Origin of the sequence: Paenibacillus sp. 23TSA30-6 (assembly GCF_014858585.1) — a bacterium.
GTDB lineage: Bacteria > Bacillota > Bacilli > Paenibacillales > Paenibacillaceae > Paenibacillus.
Genome location: NZ_SLTL01000020.1, coordinates 78,307 through 93,598, shown reverse-complemented (window position 1 = coordinate 93,598; position 15,292 = coordinate 78,307). Strand labels below are relative to the sequence as shown.

12 protein-coding genes are annotated in these 15,292 nt (G+C 47.7%); all 12 read left to right on the top strand.

Annotated elements, in window-relative coordinates:
• Positions 1 to 204: 204 nt before the first annotated feature.
• Entirely contained in the window at positions 205 to 1,140 is a 936-nt protein-coding gene (locus E0698_RS18075) for a dockerin (protein ID WP_192512453.1), read from the top strand.
• A 370-nt stretch (positions 1,141 to 1,510) separates the two neighbouring features.
• Positions 1,511 to 2,917 carry a discoidin domain-containing protein gene (locus E0698_RS18070; protein ID WP_192512452.1) on the top strand — a complete coding sequence of 469 codons (1,407 nt, stop codon included), beginning with the start codon at positions 1,511 to 1,513 and terminating at the stop codon, positions 2,915 to 2,917.
• A 34-nt stretch (positions 2,918 to 2,951) separates the two neighbouring features.
• Entirely contained in the window at positions 2,952 to 4,358 is a 1,407-nt protein-coding gene (locus E0698_RS18065; RefSeq protein ID WP_192512451.1) for a discoidin domain-containing protein, read from the top strand.
• Positions 4,359 to 4,574: 216 nt separating this feature from the next.
• Positions 4,575 to 5,510, top strand: coding sequence for an ArsR family transcriptional regulator (locus E0698_RS18060; protein ID WP_192512464.1), 936 nt, complete (start codon positions 4,575 to 4,577; stop codon positions 5,508 to 5,510).
• 214 nt (positions 5,511 to 5,724) lie between these two features.
• Positions 5,725 to 7,446 (top strand): ABC transporter substrate-binding protein, encoded by a 1,722-nt coding sequence (locus tag E0698_RS18055; RefSeq protein WP_192512450.1) that lies wholly within the window; start codon positions 5,725 to 5,727, stop codon positions 7,444 to 7,446.
• A gap of 85 nt (positions 7,447 to 7,531) precedes the next feature.
• Positions 7,532 to 8,485 (top strand): ABC transporter permease, encoded by a 954-nt coding sequence (locus E0698_RS18050; RefSeq protein WP_192512449.1) that lies wholly within the window; start codon positions 7,532 to 7,534, stop codon positions 8,483 to 8,485.
• A gap of 15 nt (positions 8,486 to 8,500) precedes the next feature.
• Positions 8,501 to 9,427 carry an oligopeptide ABC transporter permease gene (opp4C, locus tag E0698_RS18045; protein ID WP_192512448.1) on the top strand — a complete coding sequence of 309 codons (927 nt, stop codon included), beginning with the start codon at positions 8,501 to 8,503 and terminating at the stop codon, positions 9,425 to 9,427.
• 13 nt (positions 9,428 to 9,440) lie between these two features.
• A complete protein-coding gene (locus E0698_RS18040) occupies positions 9,441 to 10,424 on the top strand; it encodes an ABC transporter ATP-binding protein (RefSeq protein ID WP_192512447.1) in 984 nt (327 codons plus the stop codon).
• Positions 10,417 to 11,385, top strand: coding sequence for an ABC transporter ATP-binding protein (locus tag E0698_RS18035; RefSeq protein WP_192512446.1), 969 nt, complete (start codon positions 10,417 to 10,419; stop codon positions 11,383 to 11,385). Before E0698_RS18040 ends, E0698_RS18035 begins: the two co-directional genes overlap by 8 nt.
• 266 nt (positions 11,386 to 11,651) lie before the next feature.
• Positions 11,652 to 11,921 (top strand): 30S ribosomal protein S14, encoded by a 270-nt coding sequence (gene rpsN, locus E0698_RS18030; RefSeq protein WP_134909863.1) that lies wholly within the window; start codon positions 11,652 to 11,654, stop codon positions 11,919 to 11,921.
• Between the two features lie 234 nt (positions 11,922 to 12,155).
• Positions 12,156 to 13,148 carry a cation diffusion facilitator family transporter gene (locus tag E0698_RS18025; protein ID WP_192512445.1) on the top strand — a complete coding sequence of 331 codons (993 nt, stop codon included), beginning with the start codon at positions 12,156 to 12,158 and terminating at the stop codon, positions 13,146 to 13,148.
• 208 nt (positions 13,149 to 13,356) lie between these two features.
• Positions 13,357 to 15,276, top strand: coding sequence for a heparinase II/III family protein (locus E0698_RS18020; RefSeq protein WP_192512444.1), 1,920 nt, complete (start codon positions 13,357 to 13,359; stop codon positions 15,274 to 15,276).
• Positions 15,277 to 15,292: the final 16 nt, after the last annotated feature.

The following is a 15,292-nucleotide window of genomic DNA, read 5'->3' as shown; positions in this document are numbered from 1 at the left end:
ATAGAGAAGGGGTTTCTGATTTGTTAAAAGATCAAAAGAATAACCTTTTTCTAAAGCATAAAGGAAAATATTGACGTTATAGAATCCTAATGATAACATAAAATTGTATTTTTTTTCAAATCAAAAGAAAGGAGAGAGATAAGAGATTCCGATTGCCATTTTATGAAGTCAATAATCAAATACAAAGGTATGGAGGTTAAAGAAATGCCGAAGAAAAAAGGAATGATGATGGCTTCTTTTTCATTGGTAGTAGCTGCTTCTTTACTGGTTGGCGGGGCTAATGTTGGTGCAGCAGCCTCTAATTTGGAAAGCACTTCTGTAATAGAGTCCACAAGTGTTAGCTTGGCTGCTACAGATATACCTGCAAAATTTAAGCCATCGGTAGAATGGGTTTGGAATAATAGAATCGTCAAAGAAGGCTCAACCAACCGTAAAAATTTGATTTTTGATCAAATATATGCGGGAAAAGGAACGCTGAATTATGTAGTGCGCTGGCAATCTCCCAAAAATCTCACGCTTCAACAACGCAAGGATATGGCTTCCATGCTGAGTCGCCAAGTCAATAATTGGAATAAGCAGTTGAAAGGGTATGATGGCTGGCCTTATGACAATATTACAGTAAAAATAGTAGGCTGGGCCGTTGCAAATCCGTCTCAGATTCTTAACAAACAATCAAATGAAATCGTTTACACTGACACAATCACAGATGATTTAAGCAAAACGAACCCGAGTATTCCTGCTAAACTCCCAGTTGCGCCTGATGCACTATCCAGATTTGAACATTTTAATGATCCCAACTATGCTTATCCCGGCGGATTGGACAAGCGGTTTGATATGTATCTGTGGGGAACAGCTAATTTCGGCGGTGGGGCCGGTGGTGACTGGGGACAACGCATGTCTGATGATTATATCCTGAGCACCCTGAACTCTGATGAAGTTCATATTACGGAGCATGAAATGGGTCATGGATTCGGCCTGCCTGATTTCTATGAAGAAAATGAGCGTCCGCCTGGTGGATTCCCTACACCAACCATTATGTGGGCCGGAAATTCTTCCAAGATAACAGAGTGGGATACCTGGATGTTGCGTTATACCTGGAGCCAGGTCAAGAAGGATACCTCTCGTTTTCCTATCCGATAAAAGATACGTAGAATAGTGCAAAAAAGCTGATGAATAGGACCGTTTCTTCCAAAATCAAATTCTGTGATGGAATTGATTTTAGTGGAGAAGCGGTTTTTTTATTTCACAAAATACCAGTTTTTTGCATAAGAAGGGGCGAATTCGTTCCAATATGATCTCGAAATACCTAATTTAATTCATTAAGGAAAATATTGACGATGCAATAATCCAGTGATAATATGATTTGTGATTATTTACAAAAAACGACAAGGAGGATTGATAGATTATCGTTGATCTCATAGATCAATACATAAACACGAAAAAGAGGTGATTGAATTAATCATTTCAGGAAAACTACCGTAATCATATAAAAAGTTATGGAGGTATATGTATGTTGAATAGAAAAGGTATGATGATGGCTTCCTTTTCAGCGGTGATCGCCAGTTCGTTGCTGATGGGAAATGCTACGATCATGTCTGCGGCTTCTTCAGAAAATGGGAGTGTAGCGGTTGCAGCAACGGGGGATTCGACACTGGCTGATATGCCAGCCTATCTCAAATCATCGGTGGAGTGGGTTTGGAAGAATAGAATGTTGACCGAAGGCTCGACGGCTCGTAACAACACGATTTTTGATCAAATTGATGCGGGAAAAGGGACTCTAAATTACGTCGTACGCTGGCAATCTTCTAAGTCGGTTACACTACAACAACGCCAGGATATTGCTAGTATGCTAGGCCGTCAGATGAACCATTGGACGGAGCATCTCCAGGGATATGATGGCTGGCCCTACAAGGATATTAAAGTAAAAGTCGTAGGTTGGGCTGTTGCTGATCCTTCACTGCTGCTGGACAAGCAGCCGGATGAGGTCGTTTATACGGAAACAACTAGAGATGAGTTAGCATCCGAAAAACCGGAAATTCCCGCTGTACTCCCGGTTGCGCCTGCAGCCTTGTCCAGATATGAGCACTATTGGGACCCATACTATTCGTATCCGGGTGGATATAATAAACGCTTTGATATGTATTTGTGGGTAACCGAAAATTTTGTAGGAGGAACCGGTCAGGATTGGGGCCAACGTGTGAATGATGATTATCTTTTTAGCACTTTGAACTCGGATGAGATCGAAATCACGGAACATGAAATTGGACATGGCTTTGGCTTAACTGATTTTTATGAAGAGCACGAGCGTCCACCGGGTGGCTTCCCAACCAACACCATTATGTGGGCTGGTGATTCCGATCATATCACCGACTGGGATATTTGGATGCTGCGGTATACCTGGAGTCAGCTCAAAAAAGATACGGCTCGTTTCCCAAACACGACTAAAGGTAACGAGGGTCCTATCGAAACATCACCCGATGAAATCGTGAACATTGGGCCTGCTGCAACGGCCAGCACTTCTTATACTTCACCTTGGGAAAATGTGAGCGCACTCAATGACGGCTTTGATCCAGCCAGCTCCAATGACCGAAGTCATGCTGTGTACGGAAACTGGCCTGAGGTGGGAACACAATGGGTTCAATATGATTTTGATCAAGAACATACGGTATCTCAAACGGATATATATTGGTTCAAGGATGGCTCCGGCATTGATGTTCCCAAGTCTTACAAGATTAAGTATTGGAACGGTCAAGGCTGGTCTAATGTCAAGCAGGCCAAAGGATTGGGTACTGCGGTAGATCAATATAATACCACCACTTTTACGCCTGTAAAAACAACGAAATTAAGAATTGAAATGGTATCCAAAGATTCTGCATCCACGGGGATTTTAGAGTGGAAAGTAGCGGCTAAACAATAAATAATATTTTGAAATGATTATGGAGGGGAAATGAATGGTGAAGAAAAAAAGAATGATGGCGGCTTCTTTTTCTGTGCTGATTGCTAGTTCATTACTGATGGGAAATGCTAGTTTTGTATCAGCGGATGCGCATATGAATGGGAGTGCCGTGGCTGCGGCAACAAGTAATTCGACATTGGCGGACATGCCAGCTTATCTCAAATCATCGGTTGAGTGGGTTTGGAAGAATAGAATGCTGACCGAAGGCTCGACTAACCGTAAAAATTTGATTTTTGATCAAATTTTTGCGGGAAAAGGAACTCTAAATTATGTCGTACGTTGGCAATCTTCTAAGCCGGTTACACTACAACAGCGTCAAGATATTGCCAGAATGCTAGATCGTCAGATGAACCATTGGACGGAGCATCTCCAGGGATATGATGGATGGCCCTATAAGGATATTAAAGTTAAAGTGGTAGGCTGGGCTGTTGCTAATCCTTCACTGCTGCTGGACAAGCAGCCTGACGAGGTTGTTTATACGGATACTATTGCAGATGGATTAGCTTCTGAACAACCGGGAATTCCTGCTGCACTTCCCGTTGCGCCTAATGAAATATCCAGATTTGAGCATTTTTCAGACCCCAACTATTCGTATCCGGGTGGATTGGATAAACGCTTTGATATGTATCTTTGGGCTACAGAAAATTTCGGTGGGGGAGCCGGCGGTGACTGGGGACAACGTATGAATGATGAATACGTTCTGAGTACGGTGAACGCTGATGAGATTGAGATTACTGAACATGAGATTGGACATGGCTTTGGATTAAACGATTTCTATGAAGAACACGAGCGTCCACCGGGTGGCTTCCCAACGAACACGATTATGTGGGCTGGAAATTCCGATCATATCACCGACTGGGATATTTGGATGCTGCGTTTCACATGGAGTCAGCTCAAAAAGGATACAGCTCGTTTTCCAACCACGACTAAAGACGACGATGGCCCAATTGAAACAGATCCGAATGAAATCGTGAACATAGCGCCTTCGGCAACGGCTAGTAGCTCTTATACTTCATCCTGGGAAAATATAAGCGCGCTAAATGATGGATTTGAACCTGCCAATTCCAACGATAGAAGTCATGCCATGTATGGCAACTGGCCTGAAACAGGAACGCAATGGGTTCAATACGATTTTGATCAAGAACATACGGTATCTCAAACGGATGTCTATTGGTTTAAGGATGGCGCTGGCATCGATGTGCCTAAGTCTTACAAGATTAAGTACTGGAATGGTCAAGGCTGGTCTAATGTCAAGCAGGCCAAAGGATTGGGTACTGCGGCAGATCAGTATAATGCGACCACTTTTGCTCCTGTAAAAACAGCGAAATTAAGAATCGAAATGGTATCCAATGGTTCCGCATCTACCGGAATCCTGGAGTGGAAAGTTGCGGCTAAGCAATAAGTTATTTTAAAGGCTGTCTCTTGCGATATTGCAGGAGACAGCCTTTTCTAATTCATAGCTGGAACAACTGGAGTCTGATCATATCAGGCTTTTTTTGCATCTTGATTATGTCGCTTGTTTCGTTCATATTTGTATGCAAGGATCACTGGGAATGAACGGATGTACAATAATATGTATAATGAACGTCAGACATGAATGAAAAGAGGACGGAAAGTGATGACCTACGACGTGAAAGCCCCTTACGATGTACATGTGGGATTTGGACAGATGTTTGAGCTGCTTAGCAGTTTGCATACCTTTATTTGCCGCAAGGCATACAAGAAGACGGATTTGTCATCCGGGTGGGCCGAGCAGGTACGTGGCAAGCTGTCGCCAGGTCTGTCCGAGCTGCTGGATTCCATGGAAATCAATGCAGACTGGAAGGTCATATACGGACTCGTCTGTATGCTTTCCGAAGAAGGGGGCAGTGACGAGGTTATAGATCGTCTGGAGAGCCGGACAGCACTGGAACTGCATGAGCAGGCATTAGCCTATGGTATCCCGTTATCTGAGGATATGGAGAAGCTCCGCAGTCTTGCTTTACGGCTGCTATCCGGTTGGTATGAGGAATACTTTCGCTATGCGGACGCTAACATTCTGATTGGGCTGGAACAGGAAGCCGAGCGGAGAAATAAGGAGAAGGAGGTCTATAGCACTGCGGAATGGGTGGATCGAATAACCAATGGCTTCCAGTTTGAGCCTTCCGATGGACTGACGCGGATACTGCTGGTACCGCATTACCATTTTCAGCCGCTTAATATCATTTATCGGTTCGGGTCGCTCCTGCTGTGTCATTATTCAGCGGGCATTTATTTTCAGCAGGACGATTTTTTATCTCCACAGGCATACCGGATGATTCGAAGCTTGGGAGAGAAAAGCAGGCTTAAGATTTTAAAATATTTACACCAAAGCGATGCACCGCGCACCTTTATTGAAATTGTCCGTCACCTCAAGCTATCGAAGGGCATTACGCACGACCATATTTTCAAGCTGCGTGCCTCCGGCTTCATCCATGCCCACTTTGATAGCGAAACGTTGCTCGGCTATAGTTCAAGGCTTTCAGCGGTGAATGAAATACATAGCAGTATCCTCAGCTATATGGAACGGAAATAAGCTGCGGCGTACCCATAGACTTTAATACTTTAAACAAATAGACGTCGGTCACCTGGAGATGGAATCCAGATGATCCGGCGTTTTTTTTGTCTAAATACAAAAAAAAGTCGAGTTCTCCCTTTACAGAACCGCATTAGATTCCTATAATGGGATTTATCTAATTAATTACAACTTGTTTGATCGGAATTTAACTAATTAACGCGGGGGGATTATTTTGAAAAAAGGAATCATTCTACTAAGCAGTCTACTACTAGCAAGTTCAGCCTTACTAGCGGCTTGCTCCAGCGGTGGATCGGACAGCGCTAACAGCGCCACTCCGCAGAGTAATGATGCTGCACAGACGGCTGCTACTGCACAGCCTTTGACAAGTCTGGTACAGGCATCCGATTTGACCAAGCTGCCGGATGTGTCCAAAAAGAGAAGCGACACAATTATTGTCGGTCTGACCGACCCGGCAGGGGTGTTCACTCCTTATTTCAACCAAAGTGGCTATGACGGCAACGTGATTTCGCAGTTGTGGACTCCGCTGGTCACGGTTGATGAGAAAGGGCTTCCACTGCCGAATCTGGCTAAGAGCTGGGATATCTCCAAGGATAATCTGACGTACACGTTTCATCTGGTTCCCGATACGAAATTCAGCGACGGTTCCCCTCTGACGGCAGAGGATGTGGCTTTTACATGGACGCTGATTTATGACAAAGCCTATGCCGGAGACAGCCCCATCCGCAAGCTGAACATCAAAGGCGGCAAGGCCTATACCGAGGGCAAATCGAAACAAATTGACGGCATCAAGGTCATTGATCCGCAAACGATCTCGGTAACGCTGGAAAAGCCAAACGCGCTGGCACTGACAACTCTGGGCTCCAATGTCTTGTCCAAAGCCTACTACGGCAAGGATTACAAGTTCGGACAACTGGATTACTTTAAAAACCTGCACGGTAGTCCTTTGGGCAATGGCGCTTACAAGCTGGAGAAATTCATTCCGGGGCAAGAGGTTCGTCTGGAGGCCAATGAAAACTTCTTCAAAGGCAAACCGAAAACACAGCATTTTATCTACAAAACAGCGGAAGGCGATGCTTGGCAGTTTATTGAGACGGGCGATACCGACTTTGCCCAATTCACCGCGACTCAGGAGAACATTGCTAAACTGAAAGGGCTTGGCTTTTTGAGCATTTTGCCCTATACCCCAAGCACTTACGGATATATTCAATTAAATCTGGAGAATGAAAAGCTGAAGGATAAGAAGGTTCGTCAGGCGCTAACTTATGGTCTGGATCGCAAAACCATTTATGTAGATGCAGCGCAGGGTGCAGGATCGGTGGCTAACATTCCGTCTTCTCCTATTTTCTGGTCCTACACGACAGACGGGGTAAATCCGTATAATTATGACCCGGAAAAAGCGAAAAAGCTGCTGGATGAGGCGGGCTGGGTAGCAGGCAGTGACGGTGTCCGTGAGAAAAATGGTCAGAAGCTGACCATTCACATGCTGACCTCCAAACGCCCGGAAACAGACACATTTATTGCACTCGCGGCTGAAAATTACAAGGAGATTGGCGTTGATTTCCAACCGGAAATTTTTGCAGACTTTAATGCGATGGTCGCCAAGGTAGATGGTAAGGATTACGATATGGCTTCCTTCTCCACACCGATGCTGACTGACCCATCTGATGGAATCGAGCAATTCGTCGATGGGGAAATCAAGGGGTATAACAATCCGAAGGTAAAAGAGCTGTATGAAAAAGGCTTATCCACGACGAATATTGAGGAACGAAAAAAAATATATAAAGAACTGTACTTGTTGCTTAACGATGAGCTGCCCGTCATTTTCACAAACTATAAGAAAACAGTGTATGCCTACAATGGCCGTATGGAACATGTAAAGGTCAGTCCGTTCATTGGCTTGTCCGGCAATCTGTTTGAATGGTCCCTTAAATAAAGCCATGCTTGCGGGCCCCTTGTGAAGAATCGTCAGGTTCCGATCAAGGGGCCTCCCAAATGGGGTGAAATGAAAGGAGTCTGTCATGAGCTCGTTTTTAACGAAAAGACTGACGTATATGATCGTTATTTTATTGGCCGCTTCGATGATGATTTTTTTTCTGTACGCCATGACACCGGGGGATTTCATCAGCGGCGATCTCAAGCTGTCGCCAGAGAGGAAGGCGGAGCTGAGGGAAATATACGGTCTGAACAAGCCCATTCTGGAACGCTACGGAAGCTGGCTGTGGAATGCGCTGCATGGCAATTTTGGTTATTCACTTGCCCAGCAAAAGCCAGTGCTGACCTTGTTTAATGAATATATCTGGAACTCGTTTTTACTGGCGATTGTATCGACCTTCCTGACGTGGGTAATTGCCGTCATTATTGGTGTGGTTGCTGCTTATAAGCAGTATTCGTGGTTCGATACCCTCGTCATGGTGGTGATTTTTGCCGCGATGTCTGTTCCATCTTTTTTTATCGGGCTGTATCTGATCAAAGTTGCAGCGGTCGATCTCAAATGGCTGCCACCGGGCGGTATGCTCAATACAGGCAGTAATGCTACGGGTATGGAGTATGTGAAGGAGGTCCTTCAGCATATGATCCTGCCGGTGACCGTCATGACGCTGCTGGGACTGGGTTCACTGACCCGTTACTTCCGGAGCAATATGATCGATGTGATCCAGCAAGACTATATCCGCACGGCTCGTGCGAAGGGCTTAAAGGAAAGAAAGGTACTTTTTACACACGCGTTGAGAAATGCGTTGCTGCCTGCAATTACGCTGATTGGCTTCGAATTGCCCGCGTTGTTTGGCGGATCTCTTATTATTGAAAAGATTTTCAACTGGCCGGGAATTGGTCAGCTGTACATGTTATCCTTTTCGCTTCGGGATTACCCGCTGCTCATGGGCTTCACGATGCTGATTGCTATTTTGAGCGTCATGGGGACACTGCTGTCCGATATTCTGTATCGTATCGCGGACCCGCGTGTAAAGGTGTAAGGAGGGGGCTATGGAATGTCATCCGTTAGCAGTAATTTGAGCAAAAGCAGCGGCAGACTGCGAATAGCTGCAAAATCTTCAATGTGGCGGCAAGCGCTGCGGCAGTTGTTCAGAAACAAGCTGGCTATGGCCGGGCTGCTCGTGGTTGTTTTTATGTTTTTGCTCTGTTTTATCGGCCCGTTATTTTCTCCCTATGCCGATAACAAAACGAATATATTAATGATGAACAAGGCACCGAACATCCATCACTGGCTGGGAACGGACAAACTAGGACGGGATGTGCTGACCCGTGTGATGCAGGCAGGCCAAATTTCCCTCACCGTGGGATTGGCATCTATGGTGTTGTCTGTCTTTTTGGGAGCTACGCTGGGCGTCATATCGGCGTATTTTCGCGGGATTGCGGATCAGATCATTATGCGGATCGCTGATTTGCTGCTGACCATTCCGAGTTTGCCGCTGCTGTTCATTATGGGCGCACTGTTGTCTGACTGGAAGGTTCCGCCAGATCAACGTATGTATATCGTCATGCTGATGCTGAGTCTGGTCAATTGGCCGGGGATTGCGCGGATGGTGAGAGGCCAGATGCTTAGCTTGCGGGAGCGTGAATTTATGCAGGCTGCGACGGTGCTGGGGCTGTCGAACCGACGCAAGCTGTTCAAGCATTTATTTCCCAACATTATGCCGTTGCTGATTGTCATCGCCACACTGAACATTGGCGGAGCTATCCTGAGTGAATCTGTACTTAGCTTCTTCGGCCTTGGCGTGCTACCTACAACACCGACTTGGGGCAACATGATTGATGCGGCCAACAATGTGCTGGATTTTCAACAGCGTCCGTGGATGTGGATACCGCCCGGCCTTTCCATTTTTGCTACAGTCATCGCCATTAATATTTTTGGTGACGGACTGCGGGACGTACTTGACCCGAAACATAAGAGGTAGGTGATCATACACCATGAACAATTTACTTTCGATTGAGCATTTAAGCACTCATTTTTATACCGAAGAAGGCACGGTCAAGGCGGTGGATGATGTCAGCTTCCGTGTGAAGCCGGGCGAGACGGTATGCATTGTCGGCGAATCAGGCTGTGGCAAAAGCATTACCGCGATGTCAATCATGGGCTTGATCCAGGGTCCCGGCGGTAAAGTGGCAGGCGGAAGTATTCGTTTTGAGGATACCGATCTGCTGGGACTTAGCAGAAATGAGATGCGCACGATTTGTGGTCATGAGATATCCATGATTTTTCAGGAGCCGATGTCCTCGCTGAATCCGGTCATGACCATTGGAGAACAGTTATCCGAGCCGCTGATCGAGCATTTGAAATTGGGCCGCAAGGAAGCGCACAAGCGGGCGCTGGAGCTAATCGAACAGGTAGGCATTTCCCGACCTGAGCAGATTATGAAAAGCTATCCGCATGAGCTGAGCGGTGGAATGCTACAGCGCATTATGATTGCCATTGCCGTGTCCTGCGGACCCAAGCTGCTCATTGCGGATGAGCCGACTACGGCGCTGGACGTGACGATACAGGCGCAGATCCTCGACATGCTACGTGAATTCAAGGCCCGATCCAATATGTCGCTGATGCTGATCACCCATGATCTGGGCGTTGTTGCAGAAATGGCGGATTACGTGATTGTGATGTATGCAGGCAAGATTGTTGAGGAAGGCGAAGTGGTACAGCTATTTAATCATCCCAAGCATCCCTATACGCAAGGATTGCTAAAATCCAAGCCCGTGCTGAACCTGCGGCAAAAGGAGCTGTACTCCATCCCTGGACAAGTGCCTAATCCGCTGGAGCTCACCACATCCTGCTATTTTCATGACCGCTGCGGGCATTGCATGGACATATGCCGCGTGAAGGAGCCTGTATTAAAAGAAGTTTCAGCACAGCAGAAGGCATCCTGCTGGTTATATGAGGAGGCGGTTGTTCATGGCTGAGCCATTGCTGGAAATCGACCGCTTAAAAACGTATTTTCCGGTCAAGTCCGGGTTTATGAACCGTACAACGGGGTATGTGCGGGCGGTGGACGATATCAGCTTTACGATCCGTCAGGGGGAAACCTTCGGTCTGGTGGGCGAATCGGGCAGCGGCAAAAGCACTGTGGGCCGCACGATTGTCAGATTGACAGACAAGACGGATGGCACCATTAAATACAAAGGCGTCGATCTGCACAGCCTGTCCGCAAAAGGGATGCAGGAGCTTCGTCCTAAAATCCAACTGATCTTTCAGGACCCGTACAGCTCGCTGAACCCACGCGTGCGCATCGGAGATGCCATCGGGGAGGCGCTGCTGGATCACGGTATAGCGAAGAAGGAGGAGGTCCGGCAGATTGTGCTGGACGTGCTCAAGCTGTGCGGATTGTCGGAGTATCATATTGACCGTTTTCCGCATGAATTTTCGGGAGGACAGCGCCAACGGATCGGCATTGCCCGCGCGCTGGCGCTCCAGCCGGATCTGATCATCGCAGATGAGCCAGTATCGGCGCTGGACGTGTCCATTCAGGCGCAGATTATTAACCTGTTCTCCAAGTTGCAGGCCGAGCGGGGGCTGACGTATTTGTTCATTTCGCATGATTTGAGCGTGGTGGAGCATCTGTGTTCTCGCATAGGAGTGATGTATCTAGGCTCCATGGTCGAAACGGCTTCGCGTGACGAGCTGTTCGGGAATCCGCTTCATCCGTATACGAAGGCGCTGCTATCGGCTGTACCGATCCCGGTGCCGAAGCTAAAAAGAGAGCGGATTTTGCTCAAAGGGGATATCCCAAGTCCGGTTAATCCACCTTCCGGCTGCAAGTTCCATACCCGCTGTCCCTTTGCGATTGACCGCTGCTCCAAGGAAGTGCCTCTCTATCGTGAGGCTCGACCAGATCATTGGGTGGCTTGCCATTTGGCTGAATGAATAGAGCTGGGACACAAGTTTTTAAAGCCGCTGAAACGGCAGACCGTTCAATCACAATGAATCGGTTCTGTTGTTTCAGCGGCTTTTTAATAATGTTGTGATCCAAGCCGCTTGGGTTGACAACCCACCCAAAACAGCGTTATATTAAATAATAATCGTAACGATTACTATTTAGATAAAAATCATGTCCATTTCCGTGTTCGTCCATCCAGTGGCAGGGGTGGAGAGCCTTCATGATTGGCATATATCACAAGGAGGAGCTTTACATGGCTAAGAAGTCGAAAGTAGTAAAAGAGAAGAAACGTCAGGAAATTGTAACTAAATATGCAGACCTGAGACGTGAACTGAAAGCAAAAGGGGACTACGAAGCATTACAGAAGCTTCCGCGTGATTCTTCCCCGACTCGCCTGAAAAGCCGTTGCGAGCTGACAGGCAGACCGAGAGGTTACCTGCGCAAATTCAAGCTATCCCGTATCGCGTTCCGCGAACTGGCTCATAAAGGCCAAATTCCAGGCGTTACGAAAGCCAGTTGGTAATCAGGTTATCCGTGCTCTTAACCTGATCCAATGTATCGGAGAAGGGCAAGCATAGAATGCTTCGCGTCATGGGATGACGTGGAGCATTCTTTTTTAGGGCATTTATATTGCCGTTTGTATTGATTCTCCCCGGATGGTTAGGTAAAATATGGACGGGTTAAAAATAATACATAACTAAAGATTACATAATGTGGCGTTATCAGATTATGTATACCTCAGGAGGAAAGCTACAGGATGGTTGAGCAGCAGAAAAAGGATTCATTTTGGAGCCTGGTGAAAAAGGGGAACAAATCCTCAGGATCGGCGGCGCTGGGTAATACCGGTATTGCGTTAATTAAGGGGATTGCGTTTGCCCTGACAGGCAGCGGTTCCATGTTTGCCACGATGATGCATTCGATTGCAGATGCGGTGAACCAGGTGTTTGTATTCGCGGGCAGCGTGCTGGCAGAGAAAAAGCCGACAAAGCGCTTTCCTACCGGTTTTGGCCGGGTGATTAACCTGTTTTGTATGGTCGCTGTTATTGTTGTAACGATCATGGCCTATGAAACCGCATTGGAAGGCATCCATTTGTTGCAGCATCCGGCTGAATCCACGCATGGATTTTGGATTAATGTAGTGGTCCTGATTTTGTCTCTGGTGGTTGACGGTTTTGTATGGAGCAAAGCGATGAAGGAAGTTCTGCATGAATCCAGAGTTAAGGCGAAAGGGTTCGGCATTTTCACCTCTGCGTTTCGCAATGTGGGACGTGCTGCACCGCCAACTCGTCTGGTATTTTATGAGGATCTGGTAGCAACAACGGGTGGTGTGCTTGCCCTGCTGGCTGTTGTGGTCACATCGCTGACAGATTTTAAACTGCTTGACGGAATATCTAGTATTCTCATCGGCTGTCTTATGGTAGGCGTTGCGTTTCGGGTCGGCTACGACAATATGGTGGGCTTGATTGGGGTATCTGCTCCCCCTGATATCGAAGAACACGTGGCTTCCATTATTCTTGCAGATACGCATGTGACGGATATTTACCAAATGCGTATTTTGCAGGAGGGACGCTATTATCACGTAGAAGGACTGATCGAGCTTACACCGGGAATGACACTGGCAGATGCGGACGATATCAAATTCAGAGTCGAGGATGCTTTGTTACGTGATCCTAATATCTCAGACGCTGCGCTTGGTATTCTGGAGGATGACGGGATTAAAAACTGGAAACCGGAAAAGCCAAAGGTCTAGAAACGATAAATCCAGGCCAATCTGGACTCAGTCTGGCAAAAGAGTAAAACAAGAACTTCCATGACCACAGCAACGTGGCGTGGAGGTTCTTTTGTGTTTTGCGGTATTGTTTTTCTACCCCTTTGAATTTAGGGTGATTGTTAGATACAATGAAAGCGTTAACAAAAAAGAAGCCGAAACGAATGTGTCTCATGGGGAGGAAATGCAAATGAGTCTTCTGAAGGAGGCTTGGCCTGCTTCGCGGCTCGTCACGGTGCTGACTGGCGGCGTGCAGGATGCAGCAAGGCGACGGTTAAGGCGTGAGTGGACAAAAAGGCTGCGGGCGACTGTCTCTGAGCCGATATATACCGGGCTTTGGAAGGATATTGAGCGTGTCTGTGAGAATAACCGGCAAATATCATGGCCGACGCTTCCGTTGACTCTGTTCAGGCAATTTGCGAATACAGGGAAGCGCAAGCCGTATGAGGATGTGTACTTTGAACGGCGTGGACGACTGGTTGCCCTCGTGCTGGCAGCCGTTGCCGAGCCAGAGCCTTGGCGGATCAAAGAGGTGGAACGCGGTCTGCTGGACATCTGTAGGGAGTATACATGGGCACTTCCTGCACATGTCAGGGAAGAGGATACGGTCACGCCGCCCTGGCAGCAGGTGGATTTATTCGCTTCCGAAACCGCGCAAACGCTGGCTGAAATCATACTGTTGCTCGGCGAGCAACTGGATAGCCATGTGGTCGCTCAGGTGCGCGGTGAGGTAGAACGGCGTGTTGTAGAACCTGTATTTTGGGAGCCGCGTCACTTTCAATGGGAAACAGCGGATCACAACTGGGCGGCTGTATGCGCGTCCGGCTGTGGAATCGCCGTGTTGCTGCTATCAGAAGATAACCCGCGCCAAGCTGCGGCTATTGAGAAAATGCTAGGTGCACTGGATTGCTTTCTTGCAGGGTACAAGGAGGACGGCGGCTGTCCCGAGGGTGTCGGCTACTGGGTGTACGGCTTCGGCTATTTTATTTATTTTGCCGATATGCTGGGTGAGCTTACCGAAGGTGCTGTGGATATCCTCAGCTCGCAAAAGATTAGGCAAATAGCGGCCTTTGCGGAGCGGGTTCATCTATCGGACGGCGTTTTCGCCAATTATTCGGACAGCAGCGAAACCGAACGTCTTCCTTCCGGACTCATCTCTCGTGTGAATGCTTTGCAGGGACGACCGTCCACACTGCCTTTCCGCGTACCGGGTCTGCTGGAGGACCCTTACCGTCGTTGGGCGCATGTATTGCGCAATCTGGTCTGGACGGATCCTTTGGCCTTTGGGAACAGTGAGGCTGTAGTCGATTATTTGCCACAACTCGGGTGGTTGGTGTGCCGCAGCCACAGCCACAGCCACAGCATATCTGGAACCCCGACAGTTGAACAGGGCACGATATTTGCCTTTTCATCTAAGGGTGGACATAACGATGAACCGCACAATCATAATGATCTGGGACATTTTATCCTTCATGGCGGTGGTGAAAATCTGCTGTGTGATCTGGGAGCCGGCTTATATACGAAAGCCTATTTCTCACCGGGGCGAGAGTCGATCATCAACATTTCTTCCGGTGGTCATTCTGTGCCTGTCATTAACGGGACCATGCAGCAATCAGGTGCGGAGGCACAGGCGGTTGTGCTGGATATTGCCTTGGAAGAGCAAGGGGCGGTACTGGCGGGGGCGAGGCTGAAGCTGGATTTGACATCTGCGTATCCCGTAGAAGAATTGGCGCTGTTCACCCGCTCATTTGTCTGGAATGTATTGGAGGGAAACGAGGGGGCGAGGCTTACCGTCACAGATCATTTTGAGTTTGTAGCGTCTTCGGACGGGAGCATACAGCCGTGGGATGTGCAAGAGAACTTGATCAGCCGTATTCAGCCTTACACGGGCACGGGCTTCGTGGAATGGAAGGGAGCGAATACATTGGTCAGGCTGGATTATGATGCCAGGTTGCTGCGTCTGGAGGTAGAGGCTGTGCAGCATATGGATCATGACGGGGTACCGTTTGTGTTTTACAAAACATCGTTAAGCCTGGTCCCGGATCGCTGTGGCGGCGCTGCAAGCGTGGATTGCGGGCTATTTTTTACCATAAATCAATCTTCATTTTGAATGGGAGGCAGACAGG

Coding starts and splice junctions, on each gene's coding strand:
- E0698_RS18075 (WP_192512453.1), top strand. CDS start 205: ATGCCGAAGAAAAAAGGAATGATGATGGCTTCTTTTTCATTGGTAGTA.
- E0698_RS18070 (WP_192512452.1), top strand. CDS start 1,511: ATGTTGAATAGAAAAGGTATGATGATGGCTTCCTTTTCAGCGGTGATC.
- E0698_RS18065 (WP_192512451.1), top strand. CDS start 2,952: ATGGTGAAGAAAAAAAGAATGATGGCGGCTTCTTTTTCTGTGCTGATT.
- E0698_RS18060 (WP_192512464.1), top strand. CDS start 4,575: ATGACCTACGACGTGAAAGCCCCTTACGATGTACATGTGGGATTTGGA.
- E0698_RS18050 (WP_192512449.1), top strand. CDS start 7,532: ATGAGCTCGTTTTTAACGAAAAGACTGACGTATATGATCGTTATTTTA.
- opp4C (WP_192512448.1), top strand. CDS start 8,501: ATGTCATCCGTTAGCAGTAATTTGAGCAAAAGCAGCGGCAGACTGCGA.
- E0698_RS18040 (WP_192512447.1), top strand. CDS start 9,441: ATGAACAATTTACTTTCGATTGAGCATTTAAGCACTCATTTTTATACC.
- E0698_RS18035 (WP_192512446.1), top strand. CDS start 10,417: ATGGCTGAGCCATTGCTGGAAATCGACCGCTTAAAAACGTATTTTCCG.
- rpsN (WP_134909863.1), top strand. CDS start 11,652: ATGGCTAAGAAGTCGAAAGTAGTAAAAGAGAAGAAACGTCAGGAAATT.
- E0698_RS18025 (WP_192512445.1), top strand. CDS start 12,156: ATGGTTGAGCAGCAGAAAAAGGATTCATTTTGGAGCCTGGTGAAAAAG.
- E0698_RS18020 (WP_192512444.1), top strand. CDS start 13,357: ATGAGTCTTCTGAAGGAGGCTTGGCCTGCTTCGCGGCTCGTCACGGTG.